The 16421-nt window shown below is 32.7% G+C and carries 16 protein-coding genes and 2 pseudogenes; 6 read left to right on the forward strand and 12 right to left on the reverse strand.

Going from position 1 to position 16421, the window contains the following annotated elements; genetic code table 11:
• The first annotated feature begins 5 nt into the window (after positions 1-5).
• The 4 genes from H964_RS09825 to H964_RS09840 are packed head-to-tail and all read left to right on the forward strand — an operon-like array spanning position 6 to position 3363.
• The gene (locus tag H964_RS09825) at positions 6-425 is read left to right on the forward strand and encodes a sigma-70 family RNA polymerase sigma factor (RefSeq protein WP_237738273.1); all 420 of its coding nucleotides are present in this window, start codon (positions 6-8) and stop codon (positions 423-425) included.
• A 6-nt stretch (positions 426-431) separates the two neighbouring features.
• Positions 432-1580, forward strand: a complete 1149-nt coding sequence (locus tag H964_RS09830; protein ID WP_039767190.1) for an anti-sigma factor family protein — start codon at positions 432-434, stop codon at positions 1578-1580.
• A 29-nt stretch (positions 1581-1609) separates the two neighbouring features.
• On the forward strand, positions 1610-2509 hold the full coding sequence (locus H964_RS09835) for an ABC transporter ATP-binding protein (protein ID WP_039767193.1): 900 nt from the start codon (positions 1610-1612) through the stop codon (positions 2507-2509).
• Positions 2509-3363 (forward strand): ABC transporter permease, encoded by an 855-nt coding sequence (locus H964_RS09840; protein ID WP_039767196.1) that lies wholly within the window; start codon positions 2509-2511, stop codon positions 3361-3363. Before H964_RS09835 ends, H964_RS09840 begins: the two co-directional genes overlap by 1 nt.
• Before the next feature lie 46 nt (positions 3364-3409).
• On the opposite strand, the gene H964_RS09845 is transcribed toward H964_RS09840, so the two are convergent.
• The 11 genes and pseudogenes from H964_RS09845 to H964_RS09900 all read right to left on the reverse strand — a co-directional run bounded on the left by H964_RS09845 (position 3410) and on the right by H964_RS09900 (position 13870).
• A complete protein-coding gene (locus H964_RS09845; RefSeq protein ID WP_039767198.1) occupies positions 3410-5641 on the reverse strand; it encodes an ABC transporter permease in 2232 nt (743 codons plus the stop codon).
• A complete protein-coding gene (locus H964_RS09850; protein ID WP_011916216.1) occupies positions 5641-6339 on the reverse strand; it encodes an ABC transporter ATP-binding protein in 699 nt (232 codons plus the stop codon). Before H964_RS09850 ends, H964_RS09845 begins: the two co-directional genes overlap by 1 nt.
• 82 nt (positions 6340-6421) lie before the next feature.
• A complete protein-coding gene (locus H964_RS09855) occupies positions 6422-7057 on the reverse strand; it encodes a TetR/AcrR family transcriptional regulator (protein ID WP_039767200.1) in 636 nt (211 codons plus the stop codon).
• Between the two features lie 271 nt (positions 7058-7328).
• Positions 7329-8012, reverse strand: coding sequence for a methyl-accepting chemotaxis protein (locus H964_RS09860; RefSeq protein ID WP_039767203.1), 684 nt, complete (start codon positions 8010-8012; stop codon positions 7329-7331).
• An 18-nt stretch (positions 8013-8030) separates the two neighbouring features.
• Positions 8031-9185: pseudogene (locus tag H964_RS13130) on the reverse strand ([Fe-Fe] hydrogenase large subunit C-terminal domain-containing protein).
• 91 nt (positions 9186-9276) lie between these two features.
• Entirely contained in the window at positions 9277-10908 is a 1632-nt protein-coding gene (locus H964_RS09875; RefSeq protein WP_039767211.1) for a M48 family metalloprotease, read from the reverse strand.
• Between the two features lie 129 nt (positions 10909-11037).
• Positions 11038-11403 carry a hypothetical protein gene (locus H964_RS09880; protein WP_039767214.1) on the reverse strand — a complete coding sequence of 122 codons (366 nt, stop codon included), beginning with the start codon at positions 11401-11403 and terminating at the stop codon, positions 11038-11040.
• 148 nt (positions 11404-11551) lie between these two features.
• Positions 11552-11836, reverse strand: coding sequence for a hypothetical protein (locus H964_RS09885; protein ID WP_039767216.1), 285 nt, complete (start codon positions 11834-11836; stop codon positions 11552-11554).
• A 232-nt stretch (positions 11837-12068) separates the two neighbouring features.
• On the reverse strand, positions 12069-12779 hold the full coding sequence (locus H964_RS09890; RefSeq protein ID WP_039767219.1) for a SurA N-terminal domain-containing protein: 711 nt from the start codon (positions 12777-12779) through the stop codon (positions 12069-12071).
• Between the two features lie 289 nt (positions 12780-13068).
• Complete coding sequence (locus tag H964_RS09895) at positions 13069-13470, reverse strand: arsenate reductase ArsC (RefSeq protein ID WP_011916208.1); 402 nt, start codon at positions 13468-13470, stop codon at positions 13069-13071.
• A 52-nt stretch (positions 13471-13522) separates the two neighbouring features.
• Positions 13523-13870, reverse strand: a complete 348-nt coding sequence (locus H964_RS09900; protein ID WP_039767221.1) for an ArsR/SmtB family transcription factor — start codon at positions 13868-13870, stop codon at positions 13523-13525.
• Positions 13871-14066: 196 nt separating this feature from the next.
• On the opposite strand from H964_RS09900, the pseudogene H964_RS13570 reads away from it, so the two are divergent.
• Both H964_RS13570 and H964_RS09905 read left to right on the forward strand, forming a co-directional pair.
• A pseudogene (locus H964_RS13570) lies at positions 14067-14192 on the forward strand (cell shape determination protein CcmA); the annotation flags it as partial.
• Positions 14193-14287: 95 nt separating this feature from the next.
• Entirely contained in the window at positions 14288-15610 is a 1323-nt protein-coding gene (locus H964_RS09905) for an ATP-binding protein (RefSeq protein ID WP_039767223.1), read from the forward strand.
• Positions 15611-15678: 68 nt separating this feature from the next.
• Here H964_RS09905 and H964_RS09910 read toward each other — a convergent pair.
• A partial coding sequence (locus H964_RS09910) for an endonuclease NucS domain-containing protein (RefSeq protein ID WP_039767225.1) occupies positions 15679-16421 on the reverse strand: 743 nt, incomplete at its 5' end.

Below are 16421 nucleotides of genomic sequence, written 5' to 3' on the forward strand. Positions count from 1 at the left end.
AAAAGGTGTTAAATTACCTGCTATTTACGCTGAAAAGTTCAAAAGAGGCAGAAGATATTGCACAGGAAGTTTTCTACAAGCTCATTAAAAATCCCCCTCGCGAGGATAATATCCAAGGATGGCTTATTACTGTTGCAAAAAACCTTGCAATAAACTACTTAAAATCGCAAAAAAGAATTACTCTCGGAGAAAAGTATCTGCTTCTTTCTCAACCCCCACAAGATGACATTGAAATACTTCAGGTCAAAATGACACTTGAAAAGCTGCCTGAGGAACAAAGAGAGCTGCTAATTTTGAAATACTCTGGATATACATATGAAGAAATAGCAAAGATTATGAATATAAACCCGAATTCTGTTGGCACTATGATTGCAAGAGCACAAAAGAAGTTCAGAAAAATCTATGAAGAGGGGGAAGGAGAGTGATATTTGATGTGCTTTAGCGAAGGAAAGCTCCAAGAGCTCATTGATGGGGTGCTTTCTAAAGAAGAAAGTTTGCAAATAAAAAAACATCTTCTTGTGTGCAGAAAGTGCAGAAAACTCTACAATGAACTGAAGGAGACAGATGAGTTTGTATCTATGAAAATGCAAAAAGTCCTCAATTTAAGCTCAAATAACAAAAAGGGAGGGTTATTGAGGATGCTTAATAAAAATAGAAAAGTTGTTCTTACAGCAGCTTTAGCAGCTGTATTTTTAGTCAGCATAATATTTACACCATTTGGAAAGGCTTTATCAGATGCTTTGAAAATTTTTAGAGCTTCGTCAATAGAGCCAGTTGCAATTACTATTTCTGACCTTCAGGAAATTGAAAGCAAGCTGCAGCAAGTTAACGCTAATTCTACGATTGATTTAAAACAATTTGGGAAAATTGATTTTAAAAGCTCAGAAAATAATAGCATATATGTGGAATCATTAAACTCAACTGAATTTGAATCTGCAAAGAATATTTTTAAAAAATACAATATAAATCCTGATGAAATAGCTTATCTTTGGCAAAAAGAAAACATCAAGAGTATGATGATAAACGAGAATCCAAATATAGAATTAAAATTCAAACTTGACATTGACAAAGTAAACCAGCTCTTAAAATCACTTGGCTCCAAAACCTTGCTACCTCAAACACTTGACCAAAAAGAGTTTGTGCTTACCATAGAAGGTGCACTTAATTTAATGTTCTACCCTATAAAAAATTCTGAAGAGTCCAAAAAAGGTACTGTATATATGATACCATCATTAGAAATAGGAATTGTAAAAACTCCAAAGTTGACATCCCCTGTTGAGTTAAACGAAATCAAACTATATGAAACCATAGCAAACTTACCATTTATCCCAAACAATATAAGGTCTCAGCTTCTTTCAATCAAAGACCCTCTTTCAACACTCCCTGTGCCTGTGAATAAAGATGAATACGATTATAAGAAAATTAGCATTGCAGGTAATAGCGGACTTATTGTCTACCATAAAAACAATCCTGAGGATAGTGCTATTTTATGGGTGGACCACAATAATAGTGTAAAATATATTAAAGCAGAGTCTACCTCCGAGCAAAAGCTTCTTGAACTTGCAAATTTGTTAAAATAACTGAAAAATAAAAAAGGCAGGGATAGTACTTGATACTGAAAACAGAAAACCTTACAAAAGAATATTCGTCTAAAAACGGGTGCTTTAATATAAACCTTGAAATAGAAAAACCTATGGTGTTTGGGCTTTTAGGTCCAAATGGTGCTGGAAAAAGTACACTTGTAAAAACCCTTGTGGGGCTTTTAAGACCCACAAGGGGAAAGGCTTTTTTGCTTGGGAAACCTCTTGATGATATCACTATTAAATCAAAAATAGGCTATCTTCCTGAAAATTTTAAATACCCTGACTGGATGACAGCTTATGAAGTTATGGAATTTCACTGCCAGCTTTTAAAAATGAAAAACTACAAAAATGAGATTTATTCGCTACTTGAAAAGGTAGGTATAATTGAACACAAAGACAAAAAGATAAGGTGGTTTAGCAAAGGGATGCAGCAGAGGCTTGGACTTGCTGTCAGTATGTTAAATAGGCCAGAGATAATTTTCTTAGATGAGCCAACCTCTGCACTTGACCCAATTGGCAGAATCGATGTGAGAAATATAATAATTGAATTAAAAAACCAAGGAACAACAGTGTTTCTAAACTCACACCTTTTGTCTGAGGTCGAAAAGGTTTGCGACATGGTTGCTATAATCAACAAAGGGTATATCGTTGCGATGGGGACAATTGATGAGCTGACAAGAAAAGCCTTAAAGGTAACCTTTGTGCTGGATAAAGTAGATAGCAAATCATTTGAAATTATGAGTTTGAAAAATATAAATGTCTTGACTCATTCGCAAAATACCTTAGAGGTAGAACTTTCTTCGCAGGAAGACATACCCATCCTTGTTGAGGAATTTGTGAAAAGTGGTTATAAGATATATGAAGTTAAAAAATCCCAAGAGCTTGAAAATGTGTTCTTGCAGGTTATAGGAGAGGGGTTTTTCTGATGGCGGCAATAATAAGATACTCTTTTAAAGAATTTGTGAGAAAGAAAATATTTTTGATTACAATTGTAATGTCAGCAGCCTTTTTGTTTTTGTACAGTTGGGGGTTAAAAGAAATAGCAGAAAATCTAAAACAGCAAAGTACTATGATGACATTTGCAATGCAGCAGGTTACTGTATTTTCATCGCTTGGGTTTTACTTTTCACACCTGATGGTTGCTTTTTTGGTTGTGTTTGCAACATCAGGGATAATTTCGTCTGAAATTGAAAATTACAATGTTCACACAATCATTGTTCGTCCAATTTCACGGTGGAAATATGTGCTGGCAAGGTATTTAGGTGCCTTGATTTTTATAACTTTATATTCAACCGCAATATTCTTTAGCATCTACACTATCAACAAAACTTTAGGATTTTCAATTGATCACACGATGTCACAGGTAGTTTTGGGATGGCTTTTGTTTGAATTAATTGCGATTGTCCTTTTGACAGTCACAATATTCTTTAGCACATCGTTTTCAACTCTTGCAACGGGAATACTTGTTGTACTTCTGTTTGGATTTGCAATGATAGGAGGTTTTTTGGAACAGATTGGCTATGCAATAGCAGATTTTTCAAAGGCTTCAATAACACTTCAGACAATTGGTATTGTATCAAGCTTGATCTTGCCAACTGACAATATTTATCGTGAGATGGCAAATATTCTTTTTAAATCCAATTTGATTGACTTTTCGACCATTGACCCATTTGCGGGAATATCAAAAAATAGCATATACATGAGAATATATTGGTTTTTATATGTATTTGCTTTAATGTATTTAACCATCAAAAGGTTTGACAAAAAGGACTTGACATAACAAAAAGGGCTGAGCTTTTTTCTCATGCAAGCCAGCCCTTTTGACATCAATCAAGCTGCCCTTTTAATATCTCAACCGGCATTACCCTTGCTATTTTCTGCCTTGCCAAAAACCTTGAAATTAGAAAGACTAAAAGAAGTATTACAAATGTAGATAATACGCTCTGCAGGCTCAAATCAAGGCTTATTGCAAAGTCTATATCTTTTGTCACTGTGCTCATAAGCCCATCTATTGTAATTTTAGATAGTGGAATTCCTGCAACAAATCCTATAAAAAACGAAATGTAGTTAAAACCGAGAATCATTTTAAAAATACTCCTTTCACTGTGCCCCAGCATTTTTAAAATTCCTATATTTTTCTTGTTTTCATTTAAAGTCAAAGTAGACAGAACATACACAATCAAAAGAGCAAGCACAGCAGCAATTAGCGCCATCACACCTATAGTCTTTGATAAATCGCCAGCAGATGCCTTTATTGTATTTAAATGTTCAGATTTTGTATAACTTTCAAAAATTAAGCTCTGTGGAATTTCCAACTTTTCTTTTGAGAATATACCAATATACTCTCCACTGCTATATCCAAAAAGCTTATTAAAACTTTCGAGTTCCATATACCCATTGTTCCCAACAGGAAGGTTGGCAACTTTTTTTACTTTTAAAGTATATTCTTTGCCTGTGAATTTGTTTTTTAGTTTAATCTTATCTCCTTCGCCAATACCAAGTTTGCTTGCAAGAGGTTTTGTTATGATAAGTTCACTTGACACAGAGATTTCTTTTCCTTTTTCATCATACAGCTTTATCATATTTGAGTTATTTTTAATACCGTAAATTGTAATACTTAAGTTTGTCCCTTCAATGTCAAAAGACAAAAGGTTGTACGGCTCAGATGTAGCTTTTAACTTAATCTCAGGATGGGCAGAAGAAGAATTTAAAAAATAAAGATAATTGTACTTAAAATTTTTCTCATATGTTCTTTCTATTGCAGTTACGATCGAATCCTTTGCAGTCATACCATACATCATAAGGATTGTTGAAAAGATTATCCCAACTGCCAAAATTAGTTCCCTGCCAATATGACGCCAGCCATATTTTAGCATAATCCTTGTTCCAAACTCAAATCTGTCAAAAAACTTTATTGAAGGAAGCTTGCCAAATTTTATTTCATCAACGCCGTGAAGCATTTGAACAATTGTGAGCTTGAAAAAGTTCTTGATTGCAAGGTAACCTGAAAGAAATATAAATATGGCTGGGAGAAGTATCGCAACAAATATGTGCTGCCAAGGCAAAATTGACTTTATCTTTGGTAATGTAAAATATGACCTGTAAAACTGTGCAAAAGGAGATGCTTCAATAACCCCAAGTACAACACCGAAGATGGAACCAAAAAGCCAAATATAAAGTGGAAACCTCATGAAGACTTTTAGTACATCTTTTTGTGTATATCCCATTGAATAGATTGTACCAATTTCAGCATGCATAGTATTTATTACCCTTCGCATGACAATAAAGAGTATAAAAGATGATACAAGAATTATAAAAAGACTGAGTGGCAAAGTTAAGTTCTTTGCATTTTTAACTTTTATCTCTGTATACATTATTCGCGGATTCTGGTCTCTTTGTACAAATTTCAAAAGCCCCCAGTTGCTATTTAAAAACTCTTTAAACTTGTCAATATTTTCAACTTTGCCTTTGAAACAATAATAATGAACAGGAAAAATGTTGAAAAGTCTTCTCATCTCATCTTCATTCATAAGAGCAAAACCAAAATGCTCAGGGTCAGGAAGTAAGTCTTGGTCATTTTTAATGATGTAAAAATAATCTGGAAGATAAGCAATGCCTGAAACCTTGAAATTTTGTCTACCTATAGTCAGCACTGACCCTATTTTGAGCTTGTGTTTTTTGTAAAAAGCAGGGTCTATGAGTATTTCGCCTTTTGACGGCATTGTGCCTTTTTCGATATATGGTTTGTTTATTTCTTTTGGCACTGAAAAAACTCTCAGTGTAAAATGGTCATTTTGGACATTAGTAAATAGCCTTTGTTCTACATTAATTTTAAATTTTTCTTGTAGAAGTTTTATATCAACCTCTTTTGCAGTAATAAAATTCCCATCTTCCTGATTGTATTTGTTTTTGAACATTTCATAGTTATAATCTATATCCTGCATTGACACAGCAAAAAGTGTATATGTCATTGTGGCAATAGCAACAAGCAGCATTATAGAAAAGAACTGTAAAAACTCTCTCTTGATTACTCGCAGGGGAATTTTTTTGATGACCATCACCATGTCACCTCTTGAGCAGAAATCTTTTGAGGATTTTTCAAAAATTCTACAAGTCTACCTGACCTCAGCCTCAATGTAGCATTTGCCATTTTAGAAATTGCAAGATTGTGTGTAATTATCAAAATGGTTGTACCAAACTTTTTATTTACATCTTCTAAAAGTTTTAACACAAGTTTGCTGCTGTCATAGTCAAGTGCACCTGTGGGCTCATCGCACAAAATCAATGCAGGGTTTTTGACAACTGCTCTTGCAATTGCCACCCTTTGCTGCTGTCCGCCAGACAGTTCAAAAGGAAATTTGTCCTTTTCAGAATAGACATCCATCATTTTTAATACCATATCAACATCCAGTGGATCTTTGCTAAGATGTGCACTTGAGAGCACATTTTCATAAACAGTGAGACCATTTATGAGGTTAAAAAACTGAAATACAAAACCCACATAGTCGCGCCTGTACTCAGAAAGCCTTTTTTGGTCCATTGCAGTTATCTCTTTGCCATCAACAAAAACTCTGCCTCCATCTGCCCTGTCAAGCCCACCAAGGATGTTAAAAAGCGTGGTTTTACCCGACCCAGATGGCCCTATCACAGTGTAGATTTTTCCTTTTTCGAGCTCAAAACTAACTTCATCGAGCGCCTTGATTGTATTTTGACCCATCCTGTAGACTTTTGAAAGATTCTCAACCTTCACAAACACATCAAATCCTCTCCTTTACTTTTCACTTGTACAATATATTATGACTCACTGGTCATATGACTGTTAAGTCATAATATAAAATTTATTTTTTCCCTATTCCTTCTTTTAAAAGTTTTATAAATTGAGACAGTGCATCTTTAAAATAACTTATGTCAAGATCAAGTGTTGTTGATGTTCTGCTTAGTGCTTCTTCGATTACAAATTTTTTCATATAAAAACTTGCACCTTCTAAGAAAATAGAAATTATAACAGGATCAATATCATCCCTTATATATCCTTTTTGCTGATTGTACTTTATAATTTTTACTAAAAACTCTCTCGACTGCTTCAAAAATTTCTCATTTACCTCATCTTTAAAGGGTGAGTCTTGTGAAAAAAACGCTCTTTCCAAAAGCAGGTACTCACTCTTGAGATCTTTCATTGCGACCCAAGTAGTCTCTATTGAATTTTCATAGTAATCAAATAGATTTACATGTACCATATCAAGCTTTTCAAAAAGTTTCAAAAATCTCTGGTAAGAGACCCCTATTGCGTAAAAGTACATATCTTTCTTGTTTTCAAAATACTGGTACATACTCCCTTTTGCAACATTGCACTCTCTTGCAACATCAGAGATATCAACCTTATGGTAAGGTTTTTGTGAAAAGTGCTTTATTAATGTATCTGTTATAAGGTTTCTTTTCTCCTCTGGAAGGTTTAAAAATGTTTGCTTGGGCATAGAACCTCACCTCAAGATTTATTATGACTTTTCGGTCATGTAATGTAAAGAAAATTTTACTTTGATTGAGCTTGATACACGGTATATAGTATATAAATAAAATAACGAGAAGCGAATCAGTTGTATAAGAGATGTTTAAAACAAAAATAGGTCTTTGCAAACCAGGTTTGCAAAGACCCCCACTCTCAATTAGCAAAACAATTAAGAAAAGTAATTTTTTAGGCTTTTCATCCCCTCAGTTATTTTTCTTCTAATACACCTTCTTGCTGAATTAATGCATTGAGTCGTGAAATTTCAGCTGAAATTCCTCACTTTTCGCCGTTAATTCTTCAATCAGGGCACTTTCATTCACTAAAGAACTGTTTATATTTTCAATCGCATTTAAAATTTTCTCCGATAAATCAGGGATTTGGTTCATCAAACTGATCATTGTATCAAATTCCTTTTTTATGATAGATGTTTCAACTTTCATTCTATCTGCAAGTTTCCTTATTTCTGAGGCTATAACAGAAAAACCTTTTGACTCAGTTATTTTTGAAGCTTCAATAGAAGCATTTAAAGCATAAAGGGATATGCTACTTCCTATATCCTGAAGTATATTATTTGTTTTGTTTAGAATATCAATTTTTGTAGACAACTCTTTACTAATACTATCAAGTAACTTAATTTGAGCTAATAATCCAGAAACTGAAGAAGATATATTCTCAATCTCTTTAACACTCTCACTATATCCAACAGCTATCTCTTGCATACTCCTATCTACAACATCTGTAGCAAATGCCACTTCTTTTATTAATTTCTCAAGTTTAATTTGAGTATTGTTAATATTATATAATAGTTTGTTTATTTGTATATTTTTGGTATATAATTCTTCATTCTCAAGAGACATTTTATCTTTTAAGTAATTTATACAATTTTCTTTTCTGTTGTATCCATAGTAGATTGCAATAGCCATTTCTTCACAAGAATCATATCAGCAAGCTGAACAATTTAAATTTCTCTTTTCTATCGAGGTTTTTAGCATTTCATTGTAGATATTTTCTAACACATCAGAAGAAGGCTTTTCTAAATACTTGCTTTTGTTTGAGTATGTTGTCATAAAGTCTTCTAATTTGAGTTTTTTGTCGAAGAACTTAAACAATCTTTTACTTTTGAATTTGTTATACGTACTTTTCTTCATAACATCAAATTCATAATCTATTACATCGATAGGAATATCTAATTTGGTAGCAGTTCCTTTATTGCACCCCTCGTGGCAGTTTAATATGTCAACAATTAGAGGTTTTTGATTGTCTGGAGTATTCAAATAGTCTTTTTCTAAATATTCAAATATTATATCACCTTCAATCTGTTTTACTTTTGCATCCTTGAAATATGCATGAACGTTCTCTTTTAATCCTCCTGGTCTGCTAAAAAGTTTTCCTAAATACCCTTCAGCATAATCAAACTTTCCTGTATCAGCCGCCTTGTTGTATACATCACTAAATTCTTCCATCAAGGAAATATATGTTACATTCAACTGGACAATATCAGGAAATCTTGCTATCTCGTCTTTTTTAGCAATACATGGAGAAATAAAAACTATTGGTTCTGTTTTTTTCAAATATTTTTTCAGAAAAATACTAACACACATCATTGGGCTTTAGATAGGAATCAGATAATTAAGAAGTTGAGAAATGTGTTTTTCTATATAATTAACTACTGCAGGACATGGCTGAGCAATAACACTTTTTTTGGAAAAACGCTGAATGTATCTGATATAAGCCCAAGTGGTTATATCCGCACCAAAAGAAACATCATAAACCTCTTTAAATCCAATTTCCCTCAAAGTATTTATAAGTTTTCCTATTTTGAAATTGGCTCTTGCTGAGGGGGCAACAACTGCAATAGGTTTTATACCAGAAGCTAACATCTCTTTAAGCAAAGAAATATCATCTATAAAACCCCTTGCTCCATATTCACAGTGCTTTATACATCTTCCACACTTGATGCAAAAATCATTGTCAGGTTTTATATATTCTCCGTCAATAACATTAGCAAATTGTACAGGACATACACGTATGCACTTATAACAGTTTACACACTTTTCTTTGTTGATAGTAATCATTAGAACAATCCCCCTATCCATTCATATTTCATTTGTTTAAAATCAACAATTTAGTGTTACCATAATTTTATCACTTTAATTTTTTTATTTGCTATATCACGAATGAATCTTTTTAATTTTCATTGCTATTGAAATACTTTGAAATAACCTTCCCAAGCTCTTTATTAACCCCTACCCATGGCTTACTTCCCCCTTTTACAAAATCTTCCGCTAAAACATATTTCATAATCACACCTGAACTTGATGAAAAAGAATAAATTGTAGGCTGGCTACTCTTTTTGTATATTTCAATTTCATAATCCCTTTTAAATAGAGTATTGGCAAAATCAGATTTAGTTTTTGTCTTGCTAATGCATCTTAAAATACTTTGTATTTCTTTTATGTCAGTGATGTTTTTTTCCACACGTAAATTAACCTTATTGCCGTTTCCACTACCTTCAGACGGCGCTGGAACATATTTTATCAATTTTATCTTTTCAATATTTGCGGAGTCTTTAATCAAATTATTGTTTGGCAGTAGTATACCAAATGTTATATAACTACTAAAGAGCACTACTATTGCTGCCAGCAACATACTATAAACCTTTTTGAAAGGTAGGTAATATTCTTTATATTGTGTTTTTTCAGCATCAGTCAATATCTGAATTCTCTTTTTAAGTGAAAGGTGGGACTGAATCTTCTCAAGTGGTTTTGAAACATCACTTTTTATGTAGTTAAGCGCATAAATAGATTTCAGAGCGTTCTCATAAATTTCTTTATCCACACCACTTTTTAGTACAAATATGTCTGCCTCAATTTCGGCAATTCGACTAATATAACTTACTAACATGAAAAATTGGGTAGTACCTACCAATAAGATAGCTAATATGAAAAGAACAAAAGATACGTTGCTTTTTACAAAATAACTGGTTAAACTTTCAAGTCCAAAAACAAAGGCTAAATAATAAAATACAGCTATAATCCAGCCCAAAAGTATTTTTCTTACATGGTTTCTTTTTATATGTCCTATTTCATGAACCATAATTGCCGCAAGCTGGTCTTCTTTTAAATTTTCTAAAGCATATGAAGTGATTAAAAGCTGAGGTTTAAAAACACCTGCTGCAAAAAGATTTGCAAACTTTTGTCCCATTGTTTCAAGAAGAATAACTTTTATATCTTCAAAATTAAACTTTTTTAAAACTTCTTTGATGAAAGGATATTCATCTATTTTTAGTTCCTTCTTAGGATATTGCAGATTCAAAAATATTAACCAAAATAAATAAAACCCTATAAAAATAGAAATGGGTAAAAGATAGGTATATTTATAATCATCAGTTTTTAAATTGGCTAAAATAGGTATTAAAACTATAAAAAGCATAACAATTAAACCCAAGGAAACAACCACAAACTGCCTTATTACAAATAAACTTTTTAACTTTTGATCAAAAATTTTTTCATGAATTTTATTTGTAAAAAACATTATTACAACATAAATTTCAAAAGCTAACAATATCATGAACAAAGTAAATTCACGCAATCCCTTTACCTTGAGTATCGCTGCCACCGAAAATCCAGCTAACGCTCCTATTGCAGTGCTAACTACAAATATTGACCAAATAAAAAAGGTATTTAGCTTTGCAGCTGCTTCCTCTTTGTTCTTACTGTTTTGAAAGCTTAATATAATGTAATTTTTGATAATATGCATAATAATAATGTATAATGCAATACATGCCAAATCCAGACCCAATATTCTAATCCAAACCATTTAAAAATCCCCCTTGCAAATTTTAAAAATTGTATCTTATAACCCCTCAATTAAAAACATTTTATAACAAAAAATCCTTGATGGCAATAACCACCAAGGAATAGTTTAATTGTTAAGGTTATATTTCATTTATTTTCTGCAATCTTCTTGAACTGCATTTTCATTCTTTAACTTTTCAAAAACTTCACTTGGATTTACACCAAATCTCTCCAATGAGGCAAGTATTCCCAAACACACTGTCACATGGCAAAATACTCTCTCAGCAAGTTTTTTTCCTTTTTCGATTGTGGAAAACTCTAAATAGCCGTTTAGCTCATTTTCCACATCTTCTTTTGTAGAGCTGAACATCTCTTTTAATTCATCAAATGACCTTACAGTCGGTCCAAGTTTGATGGAAGATTTTTTTGACACTTTTGGAAAATGAAATTTCAGATACAAAAGTAAACTTACAACTCCCCCTACGAACCCGACAAAAAACAAAAAAACATTTGCCAAACTATCACACTCCTTCGAAATTTTATTATATCACAAATATTCATGCTGTTACTTTAAATTTTATTTCAGCTTTTTCTAGAAATACTTACTTACATTTTATTAAACTCACCTCCTTTCTTTTGTGTTATTTTTAATTTTCGCAGGGATTTTAATATACTCCGATAGGAACTGTACTACGTCCGTTTAAGACAAATCTGTCATGCTGCCAAACTGACTTGAACAAGAAAGGCAGATCATAGAACTTTCTCTGAAGATGAGGCTTTTGCTTGTAGTGGTACAGGTAAAACGGTTTTTTCGAACCCTCAACATACTGTATCAGCCACTCGTCGCAAATTGTTCTAATTCTCACAACCGTTTGTGTAACTTCATACACTTTAAAGCCATATTCATGAGCCAGTCTTGTTGCTTCTTCAAACAACCAGTTCTGGCTCAAAAAATCACATCCTTTCTTCAATGTTTATTTTAAAGCCTTAAAGCTATTTTCTGTACTTTTTGCCTTCTTTTTTTATTCCCTCCTTCCCAGCCAATCTTGTTTAGTAGCAAGCAGCTAATTTTTTATTATATTCAAAACACTTTTCTAAAAAAGTTCAAATTTTATGCGAAGTTAAAAAATAAAAACCACAGACTTTTCAAGCCTGTGGCCTTTTTCTATATAAATTCCACTTTTAAATACTCTTTTCATATATTGTTACTTTGGCTTTTTTCTTTAATGAATTTATATATTCCTTTCTGAAGTCTTCAATCACCAAATTCTTAGACTTGAGCCTAAACTCTTCAAATTTTGCATTAAGCAGTTTTTGAATTGAAAGCATACTTCTTGTTTGCTCAATAGCCTTTTTATCATATTCTTTTCTTGTTATTCCCCATCCTTTGATGAGTTTCTCAATTGTATCATTTGCAAGCTTTATACCTTCCACATCACCTGAAACTTTTCCACTTATTATCTCCTGCATTGTTTTCATTGCTTTCTCATAGTAGTCTTTTGCTTCTTTCTCTGATATAAAATATCCTTCTTTTTTAGCAGCCTGAAGCAAAAGGAAATGTTCTATCATGTCATTTAAAACCTCTTTTTTTGTCCTTTGCACGGGTGGCTTTAAAGAATTTGTCTTGTATTTCTTTGAAAGCTTCTGATAAGATTCTTTTTGAGACAAATAGCTTGCTTGTTCTAATGCATACACAATCTCTAAATCCTTTTTATAAATCTTCTCGCCATTTACCACTGCTACAACTCTATTGTCTTTTGACTGCTGTATTTTTTTTATTTTTTGTCCACATTCTGTCCAAATATCTGCTGAGAAAACTTTAGAAAAGGACATCAAGCTTATAACTACGACTATTATCAATGAAAAACTTCTTTTAACTTTCTTTTCTTTCAATCTTCTTCACTTCGCTTCCTTAATTTACTATTTTTTTATTATATCAAATACAAGTTATTGAATCAATACTTTGAAGATTAATTGAGGACTTCAAAATAAAAAAAGAGCATTTCTTAACCTTACTTTAAGACATTATTTACTATTTTATAAAATCTCTTTAAATACATCGCCACGTTGACAAGTACAAGTTTGACAGGCACTTCAATCAGCAGTCCAATTACAAGTTGCAAAAGCTTCTTCTGCCCCCAAACCAAATGTTGAAACAGCAACCGTAATTGCAAGCTCAAAGTCAATAATACTGTTTTTTAATCCTCTCAATCAAATCCAAAACCTTCTTTTCTATCTCATCCCTGATTTTTCTAAACTCTTCGATAGGCTTTCCTGCAGGGTCACTCAAGCCCCAGTCTTCTTTGTGTTTGCAAGGTAGGCGTGGACATTCAACTCCACAGCCCATTGTGATTAAATAATCTACTTCTTTTGGAATATCAAAAATTGTCTTTGGATAGTGGCTTGAGATGTCAATTCCCTTTTCTTTCATAACCTCAATTGCCAGAGGATTGACTTTATCTGCTATCTCTGTACCTGCACTGTAGACTTCAATTAAGTCTTTGCCATAGTAACGTACAAAACCTTCTGCCATCTGGCTTCGGCAGGAATTTCCAACACACACAAAAGCAACTTTGGGTTTCATGCAAAACATCCCCTTTCTTCTTTTTAACCTTTTGTAAAAATCCCCTTGTTTTTTATTTAGTTTTCTCGCAGCTAAACCCTTTTTTCTTTTCTTCTTCACACCTTGCCAAATCGCTTTTAAAAAGTTCCTGCAAAGAAAGTTTTGTTTTCAAAAACTCACAAAACTCACCATATTCTTTGCAAAACTCATCAGATACGCGATAGTAAACCCACTGTGATGTTTTTCTGCAAGAAACAATTCTCTTGTTCTTTAGCTCATGAAGATGCCTTGAGACATTCGACTGAGTAAGGCCTAAGACCTTTTCAATTTCACACACACAAAGCTCATTTTCTAAAAGAAGATTTAAAATCCTAAGCCTATTTTGGTCACCCAAGGCCTTGAAAATTTCATCAAGATTCATACTTTCCACTCTACCTTTGTATGAGTATATTTGAATTTAATCATACACTATCAGATTGTTAACAGTTTGTCAATAAAAATTATGAATTTAATAGTAGAGACTTTTCAAAAGAGACTGGGTGTTCTAAAATAAATGTATAGACAAAGAGAATACCATTTTTATCAACTATCTTTAAAGGTTTTTTCCATTCCTTTAAGCAGAATTAATTGAAGGTGATGAAATATATCTTGAGAACACAAAAGCAAAGATTGTAAAAGGAAAAATTGTTGAAATTGGAACTGGTTGTGAGATAGATACCATTGAGTGTTTGGAAAATCCTTAAGTAGCTTATGGCTCTTCGGTTAAAAATCAAGGGAAAGTTGATTAAAACTTTTATTACAAAAGATTTTAATTTTTGTACAAAGGAGATATGCTACAATGGAGGAGAAAATAAGGCTCTATAGACTCTGTTTTGAAAGTTTAAAAGTCTATCGAAGCCTTCTTCATGATAGTGTTCTTGAAAAGCTGTATAATCTTATCTGCTATATTGACGATGGAAATCAGGATTTTAAAAAAGTTATAAATCTTTACAGTACAGTTTATTACAATCTTTTAGAAGCCAGCACAGGGTGTAGTTTGAAAGAATACATTATTGAGAAAATTCTTTTTAGTGAAAATGCCTTCGCAAAATTATCAGCAAAAGGTATTAACAATATAGCAGTAGATGAGAGTCTAAAAAAAGCTGCAGCCCATGATTTAGACTGTCTTGAGTTTATATCAAACTTTTCAGGAAAAGATATTGAAAAATATTTGAAAAGCTTGGATAACTTCCCAAACTTTTCGGCTGAAAATTTTTTAGTGAGTGAAAGCACAAATGCCTTATCGCACACCACCCTTGACAATACTGTCAAAAATATCATTGAGAAGTTCTTGGATACAAGTCCTTGGAGTAGTTTAATTGAGGAGCTTGTAGAATTCCATAGGCAAAATGGCTTTGGAATCTTTGCAAGGTACAAAGGCTTTTCATGGGACGGAAATAATCTTGTGGGTATTGAAAATTTAGACCCAATAAGATTAGATAGCCTTGTAAATATTGACAGGCAGAAAAAGATTGTTGTTGAAAACACTTTGGCGTTTTTAAATGGCCAAAGGGTTAACAATATCCTGCTTTATGGCAGCAGAGGAACTGGCAAGTCATCAACTGTAAAAGCAATTTTGAACGAGTTTTCTCACATGGGTTTGAGAGTTGTTGAGGTATACAAAGACCAGCTTTACACTTTTCCAAAATTAGTAAGAATCTTAAGAGATGTCCCGCTTAAGTTCATAATCTTTGTAGATGATTTGTCTTTTGAAGATATTGAGGTAAACTATACCAAACTAAAAGCCATTTTAGAAGGATCTTTAGAGGCAATGCCTCAAAATGTTGTTATATATGCAACCTCAAACAGAAGACACTTGGTAAAAGAAAGGTTTAGCGACAGAAATGGTCTTTCTGATGATGAAGTACACTTCAGAGATACTTTAGAAGAAAAACTTTCTCTTGCTGACAGGTTTGGAATAGTAGTCACATACCCATCCCCAACCCAGCAGGAATACCTTGCAATTGTTGATGAGATTGCAAAGAAAAGGGGAATTGAAATTACAGAAAAGCTTCACAGGCTTGCTCTGCAGTGGGAAATGAACTACAACGGCCGCTCAGCAAGAACAGCTAAGCAATTTGTTGACTGGTATGAGGCACAGGTTAAAATGGAAAAGGGCTAAGGCACTGACAGATTCGCACTTAGCCCTTTTCATTCATAACCCCCATGGTTAATTAATTATTTCCAGTCTTAGTTTTCTAATAATTGGGAATAAGAATATTCTCCTTCTCTATCTACACCATCGAAAAAATATTTTACAGGAATTATTGACTCATTAATGCAATTTTTTACATTTTTGGGGAAATTTTGTGCTATTAATAACCCAGCTACAGTTTCACTCTTAAGTTCATTTATGTATCTCCGCAATTGTTCTATGTCCTTATTTTGTGCTTTTCCCGCCTTTACTTCAATAAGAATGTACTTATTTGATCCAACTGGATGTTTTAATTTTACAAAAATATCAACATATCCCTCTGGCAAGGCTTTTTCGCTTAAAAATTCAAAATCTGCTATATCGTAATTTAAATTAAAATACTCCATTACTTTCCTAAATATTGTATCTCTGATTTTCTTTTTAATTAAAGATTGAAGAATTAACTCACGAAAACAAAAACGCTCTGGTATTTTTTCTTTCTTTTTCTGGAAAACTATTTTAGGCTCAAAAGTCTTTCCGTCAATTGTTAAAACATTATTTTCTCCTTGATAAGAAACACCCATATTAGAGACATTATAAAACGTTATTGCATCTGCTTGAAAATGTGTCTTCCTATAGCCACCTCTTAAAAGTAAATTTTCAGCAATATATGAAAACTCTGGTCTCACCATAGGTTCATCTAAAATACGTTCTTGGCTTAAAATTAATCTAAAAGGAAAGTAATATGTTTTTCCTGACTCTCTAAAAGTAATCGGTGACCATGGAGGTAGATTTTCTG

It is taken from the genome of Caldicellulosiruptor sp. F32, assembly GCF_000404025.1.
Taxonomy (GTDB): Bacteria; Bacillota; Thermoanaerobacteria; order Caldicellulosiruptorales; family Caldicellulosiruptoraceae; genus Caldicellulosiruptor; species Caldicellulosiruptor saccharolyticus.